Annotated in this window: 15 protein-coding genes; 7 read left to right on the forward strand and 8 right to left on the reverse strand. The window is 57.5% G+C overall.

The window, feature by feature from the left end:
• The first annotated feature begins 67 nt into the window (after positions 1–67).
• On the forward strand, positions 68–1711 hold the full coding sequence (fumA, locus tag KVT28_RS04075) for a class I fumarate hydratase FumA (RefSeq protein WP_137385595.1): 1644 nt from the start codon (positions 68–70) through the stop codon (positions 1709–1711).
• 101 nt (positions 1712–1812) lie between these two features.
• On the opposite strand, the gene KVT28_RS04080 is transcribed toward fumA, so the two are convergent.
• Positions 1813–2025, reverse strand: a complete 213-nt coding sequence (locus tag KVT28_RS04080) for a hypothetical protein (RefSeq protein ID WP_110865967.1) — start codon at positions 2023–2025, stop codon at positions 1813–1815.
• Between the two features lie 173 nt (positions 2026–2198).
• Entirely contained in the window at positions 2199–3719 is a 1521-nt protein-coding gene (locus KVT28_RS04085) for an aldehyde dehydrogenase family protein (RefSeq protein WP_217546891.1), read from the reverse strand.
• 238 nt (positions 3720–3957) lie between these two features.
• On the opposite strand from KVT28_RS04085, the gene KVT28_RS04090 reads away from it, so the two are divergent.
• The gene (locus tag KVT28_RS04090; protein WP_217546894.1) at positions 3958–4521 is read left to right on the forward strand and encodes a class I SAM-dependent methyltransferase; all 564 of its coding nucleotides are present in this window, start codon (positions 3958–3960) and stop codon (positions 4519–4521) included.
• Here KVT28_RS04090 and KVT28_RS04095 read toward each other — a convergent pair.
• Positions 4509–5234: a glutamine amidotransferase gene (locus tag KVT28_RS04095; protein WP_217546896.1), complete on the reverse strand. Its 726-nt coding sequence runs from the start codon at positions 5232–5234 to the stop codon at positions 4509–4511. The two genes, KVT28_RS04090 and KVT28_RS04095, sit on opposite strands and share 13 nt — an antisense overlap.
• A 190-nt stretch (positions 5235–5424) precedes the next feature.
• Between KVT28_RS04095 and KVT28_RS04100 the strand changes: the two genes are divergently transcribed.
• Positions 5425–6309, forward strand: coding sequence for a DMT family transporter (locus tag KVT28_RS04100; protein ID WP_217546898.1), 885 nt, complete (start codon positions 5425–5427; stop codon positions 6307–6309).
• Between the two features lie 46 nt (positions 6310–6355).
• On the forward strand, positions 6356–7717 hold the full coding sequence (locus KVT28_RS04105; protein ID WP_217546900.1) for a CoA transferase: 1362 nt from the start codon (positions 6356–6358) through the stop codon (positions 7715–7717).
• A 3-nt stretch (positions 7718–7720) separates the two neighbouring features.
• Here the strand turns inward: KVT28_RS04105 and KVT28_RS04110 are convergent, their stop codons facing one another.
• From KVT28_RS04110 to ghrA, 3 genes are read right to left on the reverse strand one after another with little or no spacing between them, the layout of a single operon-like run.
• The gene (locus KVT28_RS04110; protein WP_101760778.1) at positions 7721–8281 is read right to left on the reverse strand and encodes a molecular chaperone; all 561 of its coding nucleotides are present in this window, start codon (positions 8279–8281) and stop codon (positions 7721–7723) included.
• Between the two features lie 27 nt (positions 8282–8308).
• On the reverse strand, positions 8309–9046 hold the full coding sequence (locus KVT28_RS04115; protein WP_110865961.1) for a phosphatase: 738 nt from the start codon (positions 9044–9046) through the stop codon (positions 8309–8311).
• Between the two features lie 24 nt (positions 9047–9070).
• Positions 9071–10009, reverse strand: a complete 939-nt coding sequence (ghrA, locus tag KVT28_RS04120; protein WP_192413605.1) for a glyoxylate/hydroxypyruvate reductase GhrA — start codon at positions 10007–10009, stop codon at positions 9071–9073.
• 207 nt (positions 10010–10216) lie between these two features.
• Between ghrA and treA the strand changes: the two genes are divergently transcribed.
• The gene (treA, locus tag KVT28_RS04125) at positions 10217–11896 is read left to right on the forward strand and encodes an alpha,alpha-trehalase TreA (protein ID WP_217546903.1); all 1680 of its coding nucleotides are present in this window, start codon (positions 10217–10219) and stop codon (positions 11894–11896) included.
• A 262-nt stretch (positions 11897–12158) separates the two neighbouring features.
• A complete protein-coding gene (locus tag KVT28_RS04130) occupies positions 12159–14258 on the forward strand; it encodes a TonB-dependent siderophore receptor (protein ID WP_217546906.1) in 2100 nt (699 codons plus the stop codon).
• Between the two features lie 62 nt (positions 14259–14320).
• Here the strand turns inward: KVT28_RS04130 and KVT28_RS04135 are convergent, their stop codons facing one another.
• Positions 14321–14569, reverse strand: coding sequence for a GlsB/YeaQ/YmgE family stress response membrane protein (locus tag KVT28_RS04135; protein WP_008102737.1), 249 nt, complete (start codon positions 14567–14569; stop codon positions 14321–14323).
• A 186-nt stretch (positions 14570–14755) separates the two neighbouring features.
• On the opposite strand from KVT28_RS04135, the gene KVT28_RS04140 reads away from it, so the two are divergent.
• Positions 14756–15490, forward strand: coding sequence for a flagellar brake protein (locus KVT28_RS04140; RefSeq protein WP_101760783.1), 735 nt, complete (start codon positions 14756–14758; stop codon positions 15488–15490).
• Positions 15491–15618: 128 nt separating this feature from the next.
• Here KVT28_RS04140 and KVT28_RS04145 read toward each other — a convergent pair whose 3' ends face one another.
• The gene (locus KVT28_RS04145; RefSeq protein WP_217546909.1) at positions 15619–17106 is read right to left on the reverse strand and encodes an FGGY family carbohydrate kinase; all 1488 of its coding nucleotides are present in this window, start codon (positions 17104–17106) and stop codon (positions 15619–15621) included.

Raw genomic sequence — 17106 nt, forward strand, 5'->3', positions numbered from 1 at the left:
CGAATAACAAACTGCCTAATTTGTCGCCCGTCATGCTGGCGGGCCACACGAAGCTAAGTGAGCCAACATGTCGAACAAACCCTTCTATTATCAGGATCCCTTTCCTCTCGCCAAAGATGATACCGAATACTATCTGCTGAGCCGCGATTACGTCTCGGTGGCCAACTTCGATGGCGAAGAAGTCCTGAAAGTCGATCCCAAAGCGCTGACGCTGCTGGCGAAGCAGGCATTCCACGATGCTTCCTTCATGCTGCGCGCCTCGCATCAGGCGCAGGTCGCGTCCATTCTTGCCGACGATGAAGCGAGCAAGAACGACAAATACGTCGCCCTGCAGTTCCTGCGCAACTCCGAAATTGCCGCCAAAGGCGTGCTGCCAACCTGTCAGGATACTGGCACCGCCATCATCATGGGCAAAAAAGGCCAGCGTGTCTGGACCGGTGGCGGCGATGAAGCCGCGCTGTCGCAAGGCGTTTACAACACCTTTATTGAAGATAACCTGCGCTATTCACAGAATGCCGCGCTGGATATGTATAAAGAGGTGAATACCGGCACCAACCTGCCGGCGCAGATCGACCTCTACAGCGTTGATGGCGACGAATACAAATTCCTGTGCATCGCTAAAGGTGGCGGTTCCGCCAACAAAACCTATCTGTATCAGGAAACCAAAGCGCTGATTACGCCCGCCAAATTGAAGAACTACCTGATCGATAAAATGATGTCGCTGGGTACCGCGGCCTGTCCGCCGTACCATATCGCGTTTGTGATTGGCGGGACTTCAGCCGAAGCCACGCTGAAAACCGTCAAGCTGGCCTCAACCCACTATTACGATTCGCTGCCGACTGAAGGCAACGAGCATGGTCAGGCGTTCCGCGACATTCAGCTGGAAGAAGAACTGCTGAAAGCCTCGCAGGAGCTGGGCCTCGGGGCGCAGTTCGGCGGTAAATATTTTGCGCATGATATCCGCGTGGTGCGTCTGCCGCGTCACGGCGCATCCTGCCCGGTGGGTATGGGCGTGTCATGTTCCGCAGACCGAAATATCAAGGCCAAGATCAACCGTGAAGGCATCTGGATTGAGAAGTTGGAAGACAATCCAGGCCGCTATATTCCGGAAGCGCTGCGTCAGCAGGGTGAAGGCGAAGTGGTGCATGTCGATCTCAACCAGCCGATGAGCGAAATTCTGGCGCTGCTGTCGGCTTATCCGGTCTCAACCCGCTTGTCGCTTAACGGCACCATTATCGTGGCGCGCGACATTGCGCACGCCAAGCTGAAAGAGCGCATCGATAACGGCGAAGGCCTGCCGCAGTACATCAAGGACCATCCGGTCTATTACGCGGGTCCAGCGAAGACGCCAGAAGGTTATGCCTCCGGTTCACTCGGCCCAACCACTGCAGGTCGTATGGATTCCTACGTTGATCTGCTGCAGGCCAATGGCGGCAGCATGGTGATGCTGGCGAAGGGCAACCGTAGCAAACAGGTTACCGATGCGTGTCAAAAACACGGCGGCTTCTACCTGGGCAGCATCGGCGGCCCGGCTGCGGTGCTGGCACAGCAGAGTATTAAGAGTCTGGAATGCGTGGAGTATGCCGAACTCGGCATGGAAGCGATCTGGAAGATTGAAGTGGAAAACTTCCCGGCATTCATTTTGGTGGATGACAAAGGAAACGACTTCTTCCAGCAGATTCACAATAACTGTGCCGCCTGCGTGAAGTAATCTGCGCATCGCACCACAAAAAAGCCGTTATCTTGTGATAGCGGCTTTTTTATTGCGATATTTCTGACGAATTGATCATCGAATGAGGCAAAACAGAAAGGTTAAAAACGGAATTGGCTCTCCAGTTGACGCAATGTTTCCATGCGTTGTGCCGTGGCGATTTCGCGCGCTTTTACTTCCAGCAGCAGGTCAGCATCGTTTTGGCCAATCACATACACCGCCTGACGCCCAGGCAGGTTAACGGTAATAATATTTTGCTCCACACCGTCCAGCATCTCATCATGCTGTTCCAGGTAGTTATACAACGTGTTCATGAAATCTCCTTGAAAATAGGTGGGCTATTCTGCCCAATCGCCTCCTTTAAACACACAAGACCTGGCTTAAAGATGCCACCTTGATCAGAAAATTCTGGCGAAGTGAATATCCTGCAGCGGCAAGATGACGAAGAGATGAAAAGGCAGCGAGATTGCCCCGCCGCCATATTCAATCAGAAGAAACCCAGCGGTTGCGTGCTGTAGCTCACCAGCAGGTTTTTCGTTTGCTGATAATGATCGAGCATCATTTTGTGGGTTTCGCGACCAATACCCGATTTCTTATAGCCGCCAAACGCCGCGTGCGCCGGATAGAGGTGATAACAGTTAGTCCACACGCGACCGGCTTTGATGGCGCGTCCCATGCGATAGGCGCGATTGATGTCGCGCGTCCAGACGCCCGCGCCCAGTCCGTAAATCGAATCATTGGCGATTGCCAGCGCTTCCGCTTCATCTTTGAAGGTCAGCACACCAACCACCGGGCCAAATATCTCCTCCTGGAACACGCGCATGCTGTTATCGCCTTTCAACAGCGTCGGCTGAATGTAGTAGCCGCTGGCAAACTCTTCGCCCACTTTCTCTACGCCGCCGCCGTGCAGCACCTGCGCGCCCTCTTGCTGCGCAATTTCCAGATAAGAGAGAATTTTGTCGAACTGCTGCTGCGACGCCTGCGCGCCAATCATGGTTTCGGTATCCAGCGGGTCGCCACGTTTAATGGTTTTGATGCGCTTCATCACCGCCGCCATAAACGGCTCAAAGATCGATTCCTGTACCAGCGCGCGCGACGGACAGGTACAAACTTCACCCTGATTAAGGAAGCCCAGCACCACGCCTTCTGCCGCTTTCTCAATGAAACTCTCTTCGGCATCCATGATGTCTTCAAAGAAGATGTTCGGTGACTTGCCGCCCAATTCAACGGTGGACGGGATCAGGCTTTTCGCTGCCAGCTCCAGAATATGGCCGCCGGTGGCAGTGGATCCGGTGAAGGCGATTTTGGCGATGTCCGGATGGGATGCCAGCGCTTCGCCTGCCTCTTTGCCGTAACCATGTACCACGTTGATCACACCCGGCGGCAGCAGATCTTTGATCACGTCCATAAACAGCGTAATCGACAGCGGCGTTTGCTCGGCCGGTTTCAACACCACACAGTTACCTGCGCCAAGCGCCGGCGCCAGTTTCCATGCCGCCATCAGCAGCGGGAAGTTCCACGGAATGATTTGCCCGACCACGCCCAGCGGTTCGTGGAAGTGATAGGCGGCGGTGAACTCATCGATTTCAGCGGCGGTGCCTTCCTGCGCACGCACGCAGCCAGCGAAATAGCGGAAGTGATCGACCGCCAGCGGCAGATCCGCCGCCAGCGTTTCACGCACCGGCTTACCGTTATCCCAGGTTTCGTTGACCGCGATATATTCCAGATTCTCTTCCAGCCGATCGGCAATTTTCAGCAGCACCAGCGAGCGTGCCTGCGGCGAGGTTTTGCCCCACGCATCGGCAGCGGCATGGGCGGCAGCCACGGCGTTATCGATATCGGCGCGGTCTGAACGGGGAAATTCGCCAATGGTAGAAGCATTGATCGGTGAAGTGTTGACGAAGTAGTTACCGTTCACCGGCGCAACAAATTCGCCGTTGATAAAGTTGCCATAACGCGATTGCAGAGTAATGAGAGAACCTTGTTCTCCCGGAGCAGCGTAACGCATGGTGTTTCTCCTTGCGGGACAGAGTGGCGATTAACAACTATGAAACCTGTTATTAACATTGGGCGATCCACGCCAGCCTGTCAGATCGTAAAAGGGGAAACTGTGACCGCACCGAAGGAAATGTGGCGAGCGTAGGCCGCTACAGATAATTCCGAGTTTTCCCGCTTATGCCGCAAAAAGCGGAACATGGGCGAAATATGTGGTCAATATGAAGCAGGATACTAACCAGGAGAAACAGATGTTGGCTTCAGCCCTGACGTTAATGCGTGCCAAAGCGAACTTTGTTCAGCAATTTATCCGCAACCCGCGCAAAATGGGCAGCATCACGCCCTCTTCAGCCGCGCTCTGCCGCACCATGTGCGATGCGGTGAACTGGGATAACAGCCTGCGTATCGCCGAACTGGGTGCCGGAGATGGCGTGCTCACGCGCCACGTGCTGGCGCGCATGTCACCGCAAGCACAGCTTGATGTGTTCGAAATCAGCCCTGAACTGGTGAAAAGCCTGCGTGGATTGCCTGATGCGCGCATGCAGGTACGCGCCTGTTCGGCGGAATATCTCGCCGGAGAATATGATGTGATTTTTTCTGGCCTGCCGCTGCTGTCATTACCGCCCGCCACGCGCGATAACATCCTCAGTGCGGTGCATGATGCGCTGGGTTCACGCGGCGTATTCGTGCAGTTTCAATACACCTCGTTCACCCAGCCAAATTTGTCACGCTACTTCACCTGGGAACGCCAGCGGGTGCTGAAAAATATGCCACCCGCGTGGGTTTATCGCTGCACGCGCAACTACGCGCCCTGAGCGTGCGCGCGCGGCTGCGGCCGCGTTTGTAGCCAGAAGCTGCGCAACAGTTCGCGCGACCAATCTTCGCCTGAAAGAACCGTGCCATCGTCACTGACGCCCGCCGGTAAACAGGCGGTCATAATCTCGCGGGTAAATTCCGGATGGAACTGCACCGACAGCGCCTGCGGCGAATAACGCAAAATCTGACAACCATCCTGCGCCGAGCTCGCCAGCACCTGCGCATGCTGCGGCGGCGTTAACACCGATTGCCGATGTGACAACCACGCCTGAAACTCGCCAGGTAGATCGGCCAGCCAGGGATCGTTGTGCGCCTGCGCATTGCGCGTCAGCGGTTTCAGTCCACGCTCCCAGCCCTGCGGGTTATCACCCACTTTGCCACCCAGCGCATACGCCATCAGTTGATGCCCGTAACAGACGCCCAGCAGCGGCAGCTCCGCCTCCAGCGCGCCACGAATCCAGGCGGCGGTGCGTTCGCTCCAGTCAGCGTGATCGGTGACCATCGCCCAGGAACCGCTGAGGATCGCGCCACTGACGCAGTCAAAGGCCGGTAAATCATCGCCCAGATGCGGACGCACAATCACATAGTCATCGGGCTGCAGTTGCAGCGCGTCGATAAACCAGCGGGGTTGTTCACCAATTTGCGCCACAACCTGCGGCGGCGGGACTTCGAGTTGAATCAGAGCAAGAGGTAAAGCGCGGGTGTGTGTCATGCCGAATACGGTCCTCGTTATGGTCGCCTTTCGGACATCCACTTTGACAGTAAATCAGCAACATGTCTTATTTTTTTCCTGCATGAGCTAATGCTTAAGCGAAAAAAATGTTGCCCGACATGCCCGAAGTGCGCGCCTTCATGCCATCATTAGCCGGTGATCATCTTTGTACAACGTGAAGGAAGACCTCGTGGCAGTGCGGCATTTTTTTATGGTTCTAATGGTGGTTTCCATCTGGGCTTTCAACAACGTGGCGGTGAAGTGGGGATTACTGGAACTTCCGCCGCTGTTTCTCACCTGGATGCGCTTTGTGGTGGTAGCGATTGTGCTGGTGCCATTCTGCCGCATTACGCGCGCGCAACTGCCGTGGCTGCTGACGCTGGCGTTCACCTTCGGTTTTATGCACTTCTCGCTGCTGTTTGTCGGCATGCGCTACACCGATGCCGGCACCGGCGCCATCGTGGTTCAGCTCGGTACGCCGATTGCCATGCTGCTGGCGATGGTGATTCTCAAAGAAAAATTGCGGCTGGTGCAGCTGTTTGGTATCGCCATTTCGCTGAGCGGCGTGGCGGTGCTGTCGGGCAGTCCGACCATTCCGGCCTGGTGGGTGCTTTGTATTCTGTTGTGTAGCGCGTTTGGCTGGGCGATCAGCAATATGATTGTGAAAAAATCGCCGCCGATACAACCGTTGACGCTCACCGGCTGGATCTCCTTCCTTGCAGTGCCAATTGTCGGTGCTGCTTCGTGGCTGACCGAATCCCATCAGTTTTACGCGCTGAGCCACGCCGGCTGGCGCGGCTGGTTTGGCATTCTGTATAGCGCCCTCGCCTCGTCGATTGTCGCCTATACGCTGTGGTACGCGCTGCTGAAGAAATACAACGTCAACCTGATCATGCCCTATTCGCTGCTGACGCCGGTGCTGGCGGTGTTGATGGGCGTTTTCGTCTTGGGTGACAGCATGAACAGCTTTAAGATCCTCGGTGCGTCACTGGTGGTGCTGGGCACCGCGATTGCGGTGATCAACCTGCGTAACCTGCGGATGCATGCGCGTTTTCCGCGCTTACGCCGCCGTTAATGCACTCTGCTATGCTTGAGTCTCGCGCGTTTTCCGGAGACTCAACATGGATTCTCAACGTGCTGCCGCACTGTGGCAGCAAATGTGGCAGGGATTGCGAGGCGCAGACCCGCTTCCCTCACCGACTTTTCTCCAGCCCGACACTTTTTCCTCTGCCTTTGCCGTCAGCGAATTGGCAGCCACCAGCATCGGCCTCGCCAGCCAGGCGCTAAGCGATCTGCTCGGCCAATCCGCGCCGGTCAGCGTTAATGTCCGTCTCGCCTCGCGTTGGTTTCAGCACAGCCTGATCCCGCTCAATCGACCGCCTGCTGCGCTGTGGGATGAATTCGCCGGTGATTACGCCAGCGCCGACGGCTGGATCCGCCTGCACACCAACGCGGCTCATCATCGTGCGGCGATGGAGCGCGTGCTCGGCCAGCATGCCGATCGTGCCGCGCTGGCCGATGCGGTGGCCCGCTGGCCCGCCGCCACGCTGGAACAGGCGGTGATTGATGCCGGCGGCTGCGCCGCGCAGATGCGCAGTGAAGCGCAATGGCTGCAGCATCCGCAAGGCAGCGCCGTGCAGCAGGAAGCGCTGATTGCCCAACAGGCCACCGACGCCGCTCCGCCGCCCGCCTGGTCACTGTCGCCCGCGCGGCCGCTGCTCGGCGTGCGCGTACTGGATCTCACGCGCATCATTGCCGGACCGGTGGCGACACGTTTTCTCGCCAGCCTCGGCGCGCAGGTGCTGCGCATCGATCCGCCCGACTGGCACGAACCCACGCTGGAAGAGGAGATCACCTGCGGCAAACGCTGCGCGCGGCTTGATATCAAATCTCGCGCCGGGCGCGAGCAGCTGCGCCAGCTGTTGCAGCACAGCGATGTGCTGGTACACGGTTATCGTGCTGATGCGCTGGAAAAACTCGGGCTGGATGCCGATACGCGCCGCCAACTCGCGCCGGGCCTGGTGGATGTCAGCCTCAATGCGTGGGGCTGGAGCGGGCCATGGCGCAACCGGCGCGGCTTCGACAGTCTGGTACAGATGGGCTGCGGCATCGCCGAACAAGGCATGCGCTGGAGCGGCAATAATCAACCAACGCCGCTGCCGGTGCAGGCGCTCGACCACGCAACCGGTTATCTGATGGCCGCCGCGGTGCTGGAAGGTTTGCGTCAGCGCTTGACCAACGGCGTTGGCTGGCAGGCGCGCTTATCGCTGGCGCGCACCGCGCGGCTGTTGCAGCAGTTCGGCGCCGCGCCGCAGAATGCGCAAAACGGTATACACGCGCAGCACGATGACGCGCTGAGCGCGATAGAGATCAATCAGTGGGGAATTGCCGAGAGATTGCGTGCCGCAGCGTATTTGCCCGGCACGCCAATGATCTGCGCGACGCCAGGCGTGAAGCTCGGCAGCAGCGCAGCAAGCTGGTAATGCTTACGCCTCGTCGCCCTGCTCTTCGTTCAGTTCGTCGTACATCGCCTGCATCGCCTCACGGCTCAATGCCGCCAGCGTGCGATAAAACGCCGTGGTGGCATGCGCTTCCACTTTGCCGAGGAACGCGCCGCACCACGGCAGCAGATACTCATCAAACAGCGCCAGCTGCGCGGCGGATTCATCTTCTGCCGACTGATCTTCCAGCCAGGATGCCGCCAGCAGCAGCACGCCAAAGTGATCGGCAGGCGCTTCGCTCAGCGGCATGCCGCGCGCGCTGAGAAACGCACGCACATCTGCTTCAGCAACACCGTTCGGCCACTGCGATGCGTACGGCGGCACGCTGCACTCGCTGCCAACAAACAGCGCGTTGTAGTCGGCGGCCAGCGCCTGCGGATCGCTATTCTGCTGCAGGCGCGTCAACAGTTCGTCCTGCTCCAGCGGCCACTGCTGTTGCAGTTTGCCTTCACGCAGCAGAGTGAACAGCGGCACCAGCAGCGGATCCTGCGGCTGGCGATTAAACAGCGAGCCGATGACGCGGCAGAGTATGGAAAACTCATTCATGCAACAGAATTCCTTGAGGCAAAAAAGTTAAAAATCAGCAAATTCAGCAATGTGTTTGCCGGTGCGCTGTTCGAGGAAGTCGAGCAGGCGACGCGGCGTGACATTTAACACGCGATCTTGCGGAAAATCCACTTCGCTGGTGATGCGCAGGCAGTGTTCGAAATTGCCCAGCGTAAACGCGGTATGCGAATCGGAACCAAACGCCAGACGTCCACCGGCATCACGCACCGCTTCGGCAATGGCGCGACAGTTCGGTTCGCTGCCCGGACGCGAATGGGTAAAGGAGGAGTTGTTGATCTCCAGCGCCACATCGTAATGCGCGGCGGCTTCGGCAATTGCGCGAATATCTACCGGGAACTTCGGGTTGCCCGGATGCGAAATGATATGCACCAAACCGCCCGCCATCGCCGCAATCATCGCTTCAGTGTGATGTGCTTTGTCACGCGGCGCATAAACCGGTTCGTGGAAGCCCGCGACGATCAGATCCAGCGCATCCAGCATCGGGCCGCTGCAATCGATCTCGCCCTGCTGATTTTTGATGTTGGCTTCGATACCGCGCAGCACGCCAACGCCATCAATCACGCGCGGCCAAATGCGCATGTTGACGAAGTGCCAATAGTGCGGCGCATCGGCCATATCCGGGCCGTGATCGGTAATCGCGAACAGCTTCAGGCCGTTCTGTTTCGCCTGCGCCACATAATCATGCAGCGTGCTGTAAGCGTGCGTGCTGGCAACGGTGTGCATATGTAAATCAACGGGATACATCTTCATCTCCTGACCCAATGGGAATTAATAACCGCGCTGGCGATCGACTAAACCACCCGGCTGTTGACCTTGCTCCAGAGCAAGTATGGCATCCGCAATGTAATCCATCGCCTCGCCTGGCAAGGTAATCGCCGCAGTATGTGGCGTGATTGTGACATGCGGATGAGACCACAACGGATGATCCTGCGGCAGCGGCTCGCGCTGGAACACATCCAGCGCGGCGGCGGCCAGCTGACCGCTGTTGAGCGCCGCCAGCAGATCGGCTTCTACCACATGCGCACCGCGCGCCAGGTTAAGGAAGCAGGCGCCGTGCGGCAATGCGTTAAGCAGCTGGCTATCGATCAAGTTGGTGGTTTCCGGCGTGGTCGGCAGCAGATCGATTAGCACCTGCGTGCCCGCCAGGAAAGCATTGAGCTGTTCGCGGCCATGGAAGCTTTGCACACCGTCGATCTGCTTCGGCGAACGGCTCCAGCTGCGTAACGGAAAGCCCCACTGACGCAAACTCTCCAGCACGCTACGGCCTAATACGCCCGCGCCGAGCACGCCAATGGTAAAGTTTTCGCGATCGAAACCGTCAAGCTCCTGCCAGCAAGCCTGCTGCTGCAGTTGACGATAGTCGGCAAAACGGCGGAACCAGCCCAGCACACACCAGTTGGCGTACTCCTGCATCTGGCGCGCCATGCCGGTATCTTCCAGGCGGAATAACGGCACAGTGTCGGCCAGCATCTGTGGATTGTCACGCAGCTGTTTGAGGATCTCGTCGACGCCCGCGCCCATGGCAAACACGCCTTTCAGCTGACGCCCCGCCAGCATCTCGACCGGCGGAGAACGCACTACCGCATAATCGGCCGGCGCGTTGTCGCCCGGCTGCCAGTCACGCACGCGCGCCTCCGGCAAACGCTGACGCAAACCCTCCAGCCAACCTTGCGGCGCCAGCGACGGGTGATACCAGATTATCTCCATACGACTCTCCTTTTTTTGCTTCAGCCTCAGGCAAATAGCCGTACAGGGCAAGCAAAAACCTTAGCCTTGAGGCAATTTCTCACGTGATTAATTCCGGGCGCTTCACATTTCCACCGCTGTGCGAGGCTAAGCGGCGCGATTACGACTAAAGTTGTTCGGGTGGTCAATGCGTTAGCACACCACCTTTTCGGACAAGGAGAAAAACCGATGATAAAAAATGCCGTATTCACGCCCGCGCGTCTGACCTTTTTACTTAGCGCCGCGTTGCTGGCCGGTGCCAGCGCCGCACACGCCGACGATCAAAGCCGCATGCTCAGCAACCAACCGCAGCCACCGGATGTGCGCCTGGGACCGTTGTTCAATGCGGTACAACAGGCTAAATTTTATCCGGATCAGAAAACCTTCGCCGATGCGGTGCCGAAATCCAATCCCTCGTCGATTCTGGCCGACTGGCAGATGCAAAAAAACCAGCGCAACTTCGATCTCAAGCATTTTGTCGACAGCAACTTCACGCTGCCTAAAGAGGGTGACAAATATGTGCCGCCCGCCGGGCAAAGCCTGCGTGAGCACATCAACGGTTTATGGCCGGTGCTGACGCGTACCGCGCAAAGTGCCAGTCAGTACGATTCGCTGCTGCCGCTGCCCAAACCTTATGTGGTGCCTGGCGGACGCTTCCGCGAAGTGTATTACTGGGACAGCTACTTCACCATGCTTGGCCTGGCGGAGAGCGGTCACTGGGATCGCGTGCAGGATATGGTGGATAACTTCGCCACCGAGCTGGACAAATATGGCCATATTCCCAACGGTAACCGCAGCTACTATCTCAGCCGCTCGCAGCCGCCGTTCTTCAGCTTGATGGTTGACCTGCTGGCAACGCACAAAGGCGACGACGTCTATCGCCAATACCTGCCGCAGCTGCAGAAAGAGTACGATTACTGGATGGCGGACAGCGACAAAGTGGCGGCTGGCCAGGCCAGCAAACGCGTGATCAAACTCAGCGACGGCACGCTGCTTAACCGTTACTGGGACGATCGCGATGCGCCGCGTACCGAATCCTGGCTGGATGACGTCAACACCGCGAATAAAGCGCCGGAACGCAATAAACAGCAGGTTTATCGCGACTTACGTGCGGGCGCGGCTTCGGGCTGGGATTTCAGTTCGCGCTGGTTCACCGATGCGCACAATCTGGCGTCCATCCGTACCACGCAGCTGGCACCGGTTGATCTTAACAGCCTGATTTTCCACCTCGAACAGACACTGTCCAAAGCCGCCAAACTGGATAAGCAGGATGACAAAGCCAAACAGTTCGCGGCGGATGCTGAGAAACGTCAGGCGGCGATCAATCGCTACCTTTGGGATGACAAAAAAGGCTGGTACGCCGATTACGATTTCCAGAAGAAGCAGGTGCATTCACAGCTGACCGCTGCGACGCTATTCCCGCTCTATATGCAGCTCGCGAGCGATAAGCAAGCTGAACGCACCGCTTCCGCAGTTGAAAAACAGCTGCTGAAACCCGGCGGACTGGTGACCACCACGGTGAATAACGGCCAGCAATGGGATGCACCAAACGGTTGGGCGCCGCTGCAATGGGTGGCGGTGGAAGGTCTGGAGCATTACAAGCAGCCGAAGTTGGCGCAACAGATTGGTCAGCGCTTCCTGCAGAACGTGCAGGCGACCTACGATAAGGAACATAAGCTGGTCGAGAAATACGTGGTTGAAGGCGCGCAGCTGGGCGGCGGTGGCGGCGGTGAATATCCGCTGCAGGACGGCTTCGGCTGGACCAATGGCGTGACGCTGAAGCTGCTGGATAAGTACTGCCCGAAAGACAAAACCTGTAATAACGCTGGCGATATCCCGAATATGCCGGTTTTGACTAGCGCGAAGTAATCACCTCTATCCTGCCGGGCGAAGCAGCCCGGCAACCGCACCTTACTGTAACGGCGCAATTTATTGCGCGATCCAAAGCTGGAAAAGGTGCACCCAATGAAATGCGCGATAAATCGCGCCGCTACGGCTCGTGCCTGTCATCTGTGCATTTTCCTCACATTCCTCTAGCAACAAACTCACATCTTGAAACATCCGCGACAAAAGATAATAATTCTCAATCTGATATCGATAGCTATTCCCATTAAAATAACAGGAACCTCTCATGACCTCGTTGTTTACCCTTAAACGTGGCCGCGTACTGTGCGCGCTTGCGCTGGCTTTACCCGCGGCAAGCTTCGCTGAAGAGTCGATTGTCGTGACAGCGCAACCGCAAGAGAGCGCCACCTTGCCGACGCAGGGCTATCTCGCCACGCGCAGCAGCGGTGCCAGCAAAAGCGATCAGCCGCTGATCACTACCCCGCAGTCGATCTCGGTAGTGACGCGTCAGCAGATGGAAGATCAGGGCGCGCAGGATCTCAATCAGGCGCTGGGTTACACGCCGGGCGTCTTCACCAACTTTGGCGGCGCGGCCACGCGTTATGACACCATCGCGCTGCGTGGTTTCCACGGCGGCGATGTCGATAACACCTTCCTTGATGGCCTGCGCGTGATGAGTGACGGCGGCAGCTTCAACATCCTGCAGGTGGATAACTGGTTCCTCGACCGCATCGATGTGATTAAAGGTCCCTCCTCCGCGCTCTACGGCCAAACGGTGCCGGGCGGATTGGTGAATATGGTGAGCAAGCGCCCGCAGTTTGCTGAAGAGGGCCACTTCCGCCTGGCGACCGGCACCAACGCCACTAATAACGCCGCCTTTGATTACACCAACGCCATCAACGATCAGTGGGCATTTCGCGTAACCGGCATTACGCGCAACAGCGATACCCAATACGATCACACCCGCGAAGAGAAATATGCGATTTCGCCACAGCTGATGTGGCAGCCAAGTGAAGATACCAACTTAGTGCTGCGCGCCTACCTGCAGAAAGATCCGTCCGGCGGCTATCACGGCTCGGTACCGGCGGAAGGCACGCTCTACAGCCATAATGGCCGCAAATTGAGTGACAGTTTCTATGAAGGTGACACTGCGCTCGATCAGTTCAAACGTCGCGAACAGATTTACAGCTATGACTTCTCGCATCGCTTCAACGATGTGTGGTCGGTGTACTCCACCGGCAGCTACAGCCACTCCAATACCGAGCTCGATCAGGTTTATCAGATTGGCTGGAACGCAACGAATCCAGACCTGCTGAACCGCTACTACTCCGGTGAGCGTTCATCGCTGAGCGCGTGGGCCAACGACAACCGCTTGCAGGCTGATTTTGCTACCGGCGCGGTTCAGCATCGCGTGACGCTGGGCGCGGAATACCATCGCTATAAAAACGACATCACCAAAGCCAGCGGTGCTGCCAGCGCGCTGAATGCGTGGAACGGCGAAGAAGTGGGCATCATGCCAGACTTCGACTGGACATCGCAGACGCGCCGCTACTATCAAACCGGTTTATATCTGCAGGATGAGTTGCAGCTCGATCGCTGGCATCTGGATTTGTCGGGACGCTACGATCGCATCGTGTCGGAAAACGGCACCAGCCGTCGTCAGGACGATCACATCAGCGGCCGCGCTGCGCTGCTATATGCCTTCGAGAACGGCATCTCGCCTTATGTCAGCTGGAGCCAGGCAATAACGCCGGCTTCCTTGACCGATCCTTTCGGCAATCAGCTAAAACCGACTACGTCTGAGCAGTATGAAGCGGGCGTGAAATATCAGCCGCTGGGCACGCGCGATATGTACTCAATCGCAGTCTACGATTTGACCCAGGACGATGTCGCCAACCGTAACGTGCTGGACGGCACTTACACGCCGTCGGGCAAAGTGCATTCGCAGGGCATTGAACTTGAGGCGCGTAATCAGCTGACGTCGCGTTTTAGCACTATCGCCGGCTACACGCTAAATCATCTGCGCTTTAAAGATTCGGTGGACGGTAACGATGGCCATACGCCGTATGTGACGCCGAACAGCATGGCATCGTTGTGGGGACATTATCAGTTTGACTACGGCTTGAGCGCCGGTGCGGGTGTGCGCTATATCGGTAAACAGTGGGCGGATAACGAGAACACCACGCGTCTGCCATCGGTAACGCTGTTTGATGCGTCGGTTCGCGCCGATCTTGGCGCATGGAACTCACAGCTGAAAGGCGCCTGGCTGCAGGTGAATGCCAACAACCTGACCGATAAGACGTATCTGGCCGCCTGTTACGGCACCGGTTACTGCTATCGCGGTGCCGAGCGCACGGTCATGGCCACGGTGGGCTACGACTTTTAATCAGGCATAAAAAAATCCGCCACCCTTTGCGGGATGGCGGATTTCATCAAATACTGGCGCGATTAACTTCGCACTTTACGGTAGATCCACAGCACCACAATGGCACCAATCACTGCCACCACGAAGCTGCCAAAGTTGAAACCGTCAACTTTACCGAAACCAAACAGGGTACTGATCCAGCCACCGACAACCGCACCCACCACACCCAGAACCACGGTGATGATAAAGCCGCCGCCATCTTTACCCGGCATAATCCACTTAGCGATAATCCCGGCAATCAGACCAAAAATAATCCATGAAAGAATACCCATGTACTGCTCCTTACGTTATTAATCAATGTGTTCACCGCCTCTAGTATAGACGGGATTTTATGATCTGCATCCCAACTTGCCGCCGTAAATAGCCGTTAGCTGACTAAAGGTTAGCGCAGCGACGCCGATAACTGACGAACAGCATTGTCAGTCGTGAAAATAACAATCGGATAAGTGGAGCAGGACGTGGGAGAAGCCGATAAAGAACAATACCTCAAGCGAGGCACGTTAGCGGTTTTGGGCGTGATGAAGGACCTGTTGCGTTTTCAAACCCCGTTGATGGTGAATTTTTCGCGCGGTCAGTTTATCAGTCGCTTGCTGTCAGCCGATGAAGATCAGGTGATCTTTGACCTCGGCAGCAACGCGCTGGATAACGATTTAGCGCTGCAAGGTGGCGAAGTGAATATTGCCGCCGAAACGCACGGTGCCAAAGTCGAATTTGGCTTAACCGGTTTACAGCGGGTTGAATTCGAAGGCTTACCCGCTTTTGCTGCGTCGCTGCCGGAACTGGTGTGGCAGATTCAACGTCGTGAATTCTTTCGCGTCAATGCGCCGCTGGAACCGGTTTTTTATTGCCACAGCCAGTGGCCTGATGGGCGTACCGCGCGTTTCCGCCTGCAGGATCTGTCACTGGGCGGCGTCGGCGTGCTGCTAGACGAAGCGCTACCGGAAGGCCTCAATCGCGGCGATACTTTTAAAAACCTGCGCGTGGATTTAGCTGAGTATGGTCACTTTGAGGTGACAGCACAGCTGCTGCACATTGGTGAACGCACCGTAGTGACCAGCAAGAATGAAACCCGCGCCACACCGCGCCTCAGCTTCCGCTTTACCGCCATCGAACCGATTCAGGAACGCCAGCTACAGCAGGTGATTTTTGCGCTGGAACGTCTGGCGCGTGATAAAGCCAACCGTTTCCAGTAGCGCTGCACGTTTATCCTCGTACAACATCGTAGCGGCACAATTTATTGCGCTATTTGGCATGAGATACACGTCTAAAAAGCGCGATAAATCGCGCCGCTACGAAGCGTGCGCGATTTATATAACGATAATCAATGCGGCTGATAACGGCAACGCGCCACCGCATCGAGCCAGCCGTGATAATTCTCCTGCATGTTTTTCGCCTGATCCTCACGCGGCGTGATCACGCTACCGCCCTGTAACGCCTGCATCTCACTGCCCTGCTGCCACCAGCCTAAGGTGCGGCCCGCTAATAGCGCGGCGCCCAGCGCAGACACTTCTGCCGTGGGTACGCGTTTCAGTGGCCGCTGCAAGACATCGGCCTGCATCTGCATCAACCAGCTATTTTCCGTGGCGCTGCCATCCACGCACAGCGCAGGAAGTTGCACGCCACTGGCCTGCTCCATGGCAAAAAACACATCGGCGATCTGGAAGGTGATCGACTCCAGCGCCACGCGCGCCAGCACCTCCGGCGTAGCCGCATCGGTCAAGCCACATACCATGCCGCGCGCTTTCAAATCCCACCAGGGCGCGCCAAGACCGGAAAGCGCCGGCACAAAATAGATGCCCTGATTGTGTTCGCTTTGCTGCGCCAGCGCAGTGAGTTCTCGCGGATCATGAATGCCCAGCATGCGACCCAGCCACGCCGCGCCGGAACCGGTGTGGGTAATGTTGCCTTCAAAGGCATAGCGCAGCGTGCCGTCGTGCCACGCCACAGTGGTGCTGAGGCCATTTTCCGTCAGCAACGGCGTCGCCATCGACATCATCAGTGATGAACCGGTGCCGTAAGTGGCTTTCACCACCTCTTCGCTGCCGTTGCGCTGCGCTTGCAGCGCAGCGTGCGAATCGCCGATGCGTGACAAAATCGGCGTGCCGGGCGCTAAACCGGGAATATCGTTGCGTGTCACCACGCCTTGCGCGCTGGCCGAGGGCACAATCTGCGGCAGAGCCGCGCGGGGAATATGGAACAGCGCCAGCAATTCATCATCCCAGTCGCCGCTGTGCAGGTTGTAGAGTTGGGTGCGTGCCGCATTGGCATGATCGGTGACGAAGCTTTCGCCGCCGCTCAGCTGCCAGCTCAGCCAGCTATCCACGGTGCCGATACAGAGTTCACCGGCCTGCGCGCGCGCAAATCCATTCGGCAACGCAGCAAGCATGCCGGTAAGTTTGCCGGCCGGAAACATCGGATCCACCGCCAACCCGGTGAGTCCGGTGATGCGCGGGGCTTTACCCGCCACGCGTAAATCGCGGCAAAACGCCTCCGAGCGGCGATCCTGCCAGCTAACGAGCGGCGTCAGCGGCTGACCGTTATGTCGCTGCCAGATTAGCACCGATTCGCGCTGGTTACTGATCGCCACCGCCGCAACCTGCGCCCCCGCACACTGCGCCAGACAAGCGCTCACCGCCTGCTTCACCGCCTGCCAAATCGCCAGCGGATCCTGCTCCGCCAGACCCGGCTGCGGATGTTCCAGCGTCAGCGGCTGACTGCCGCGTGCCACCACATTGCCGGCACGATCGACCGCAATCGCTTTCGCGTTGGTGGTGCCTTCATCAATTGCCAGTATCAACGAACCTGCCAT

The organism is Pantoea sp. GbtcB22 (assembly GCF_019091025.1).
GTDB lineage: Bacteria > Pseudomonadota > Gammaproteobacteria > Enterobacterales > Enterobacteriaceae > Pantoea > Pantoea leporis.

Bases quoted from the DNA above. Each gene is read 5' to 3' on its own strand.
- fumA (WP_137385595.1), top strand. From the start codon at position 68: ATGTCGAACAAACCCTTCTATTATCAGGATCCCTTTCCTCTCGCCAAA.
- KVT28_RS04080 (WP_110865967.1), bottom strand. From the start codon at position 2,025: ATGAACACGTTGTATAACTACCTGGAACAGCATGATGAGATGCTGGAC.
- KVT28_RS04085 (WP_217546891.1), bottom strand. From the start codon at position 3,719: ATGCGTTACGCTGCTCCGGGAGAACAAGGTTCTCTCATTACTCTGCAA.
- KVT28_RS04090 (WP_217546894.1), top strand. From the start codon at position 3,958: ATGTTGGCTTCAGCCCTGACGTTAATGCGTGCCAAAGCGAACTTTGTT.
- KVT28_RS04095 (WP_217546896.1), bottom strand. From the start codon at position 5,234: ATGACACACACCCGCGCTTTACCTCTTGCTCTGATTCAACTCGAAGTC.
- KVT28_RS04105 (WP_217546900.1), top strand. From the start codon at position 6,356: ATGGATTCTCAACGTGCTGCCGCACTGTGGCAGCAAATGTGGCAGGGA.
- KVT28_RS04110 (WP_101760778.1), bottom strand. From the start codon at position 8,281: ATGAATGAGTTTTCCATACTCTGCCGCGTCATCGGCTCGCTGTTTAAT.
- KVT28_RS04115 (WP_110865961.1), bottom strand. From the start codon at position 9,046: ATGTATCCCGTTGATTTACATATGCACACCGTTGCCAGCACGCACGCT.
- ghrA (WP_192413605.1), bottom strand. From the start codon at position 10,009: ATGGAGATAATCTGGTATCACCCGTCGCTGGCGCCGCAAGGTTGGCTG.
- treA (WP_217546903.1), top strand. From the start codon at position 10,217: ATGATAAAAAATGCCGTATTCACGCCCGCGCGTCTGACCTTTTTACTT.
- KVT28_RS04130 (WP_217546906.1), top strand. From the start codon at position 12,159: ATGACCTCGTTGTTTACCCTTAAACGTGGCCGCGTACTGTGCGCGCTT.
- KVT28_RS04135 (WP_008102737.1), bottom strand. From the start codon at position 14,569: ATGGGTATTCTTTCATGGATTATTTTTGGTCTGATTGCCGGGATTATC.
- KVT28_RS04145 (WP_217546909.1), bottom strand. From the start codon at position 17,106: ATGGCAGGTTCGTTGATACTGGCAATTGATGAAGGCACCACCAACGCG.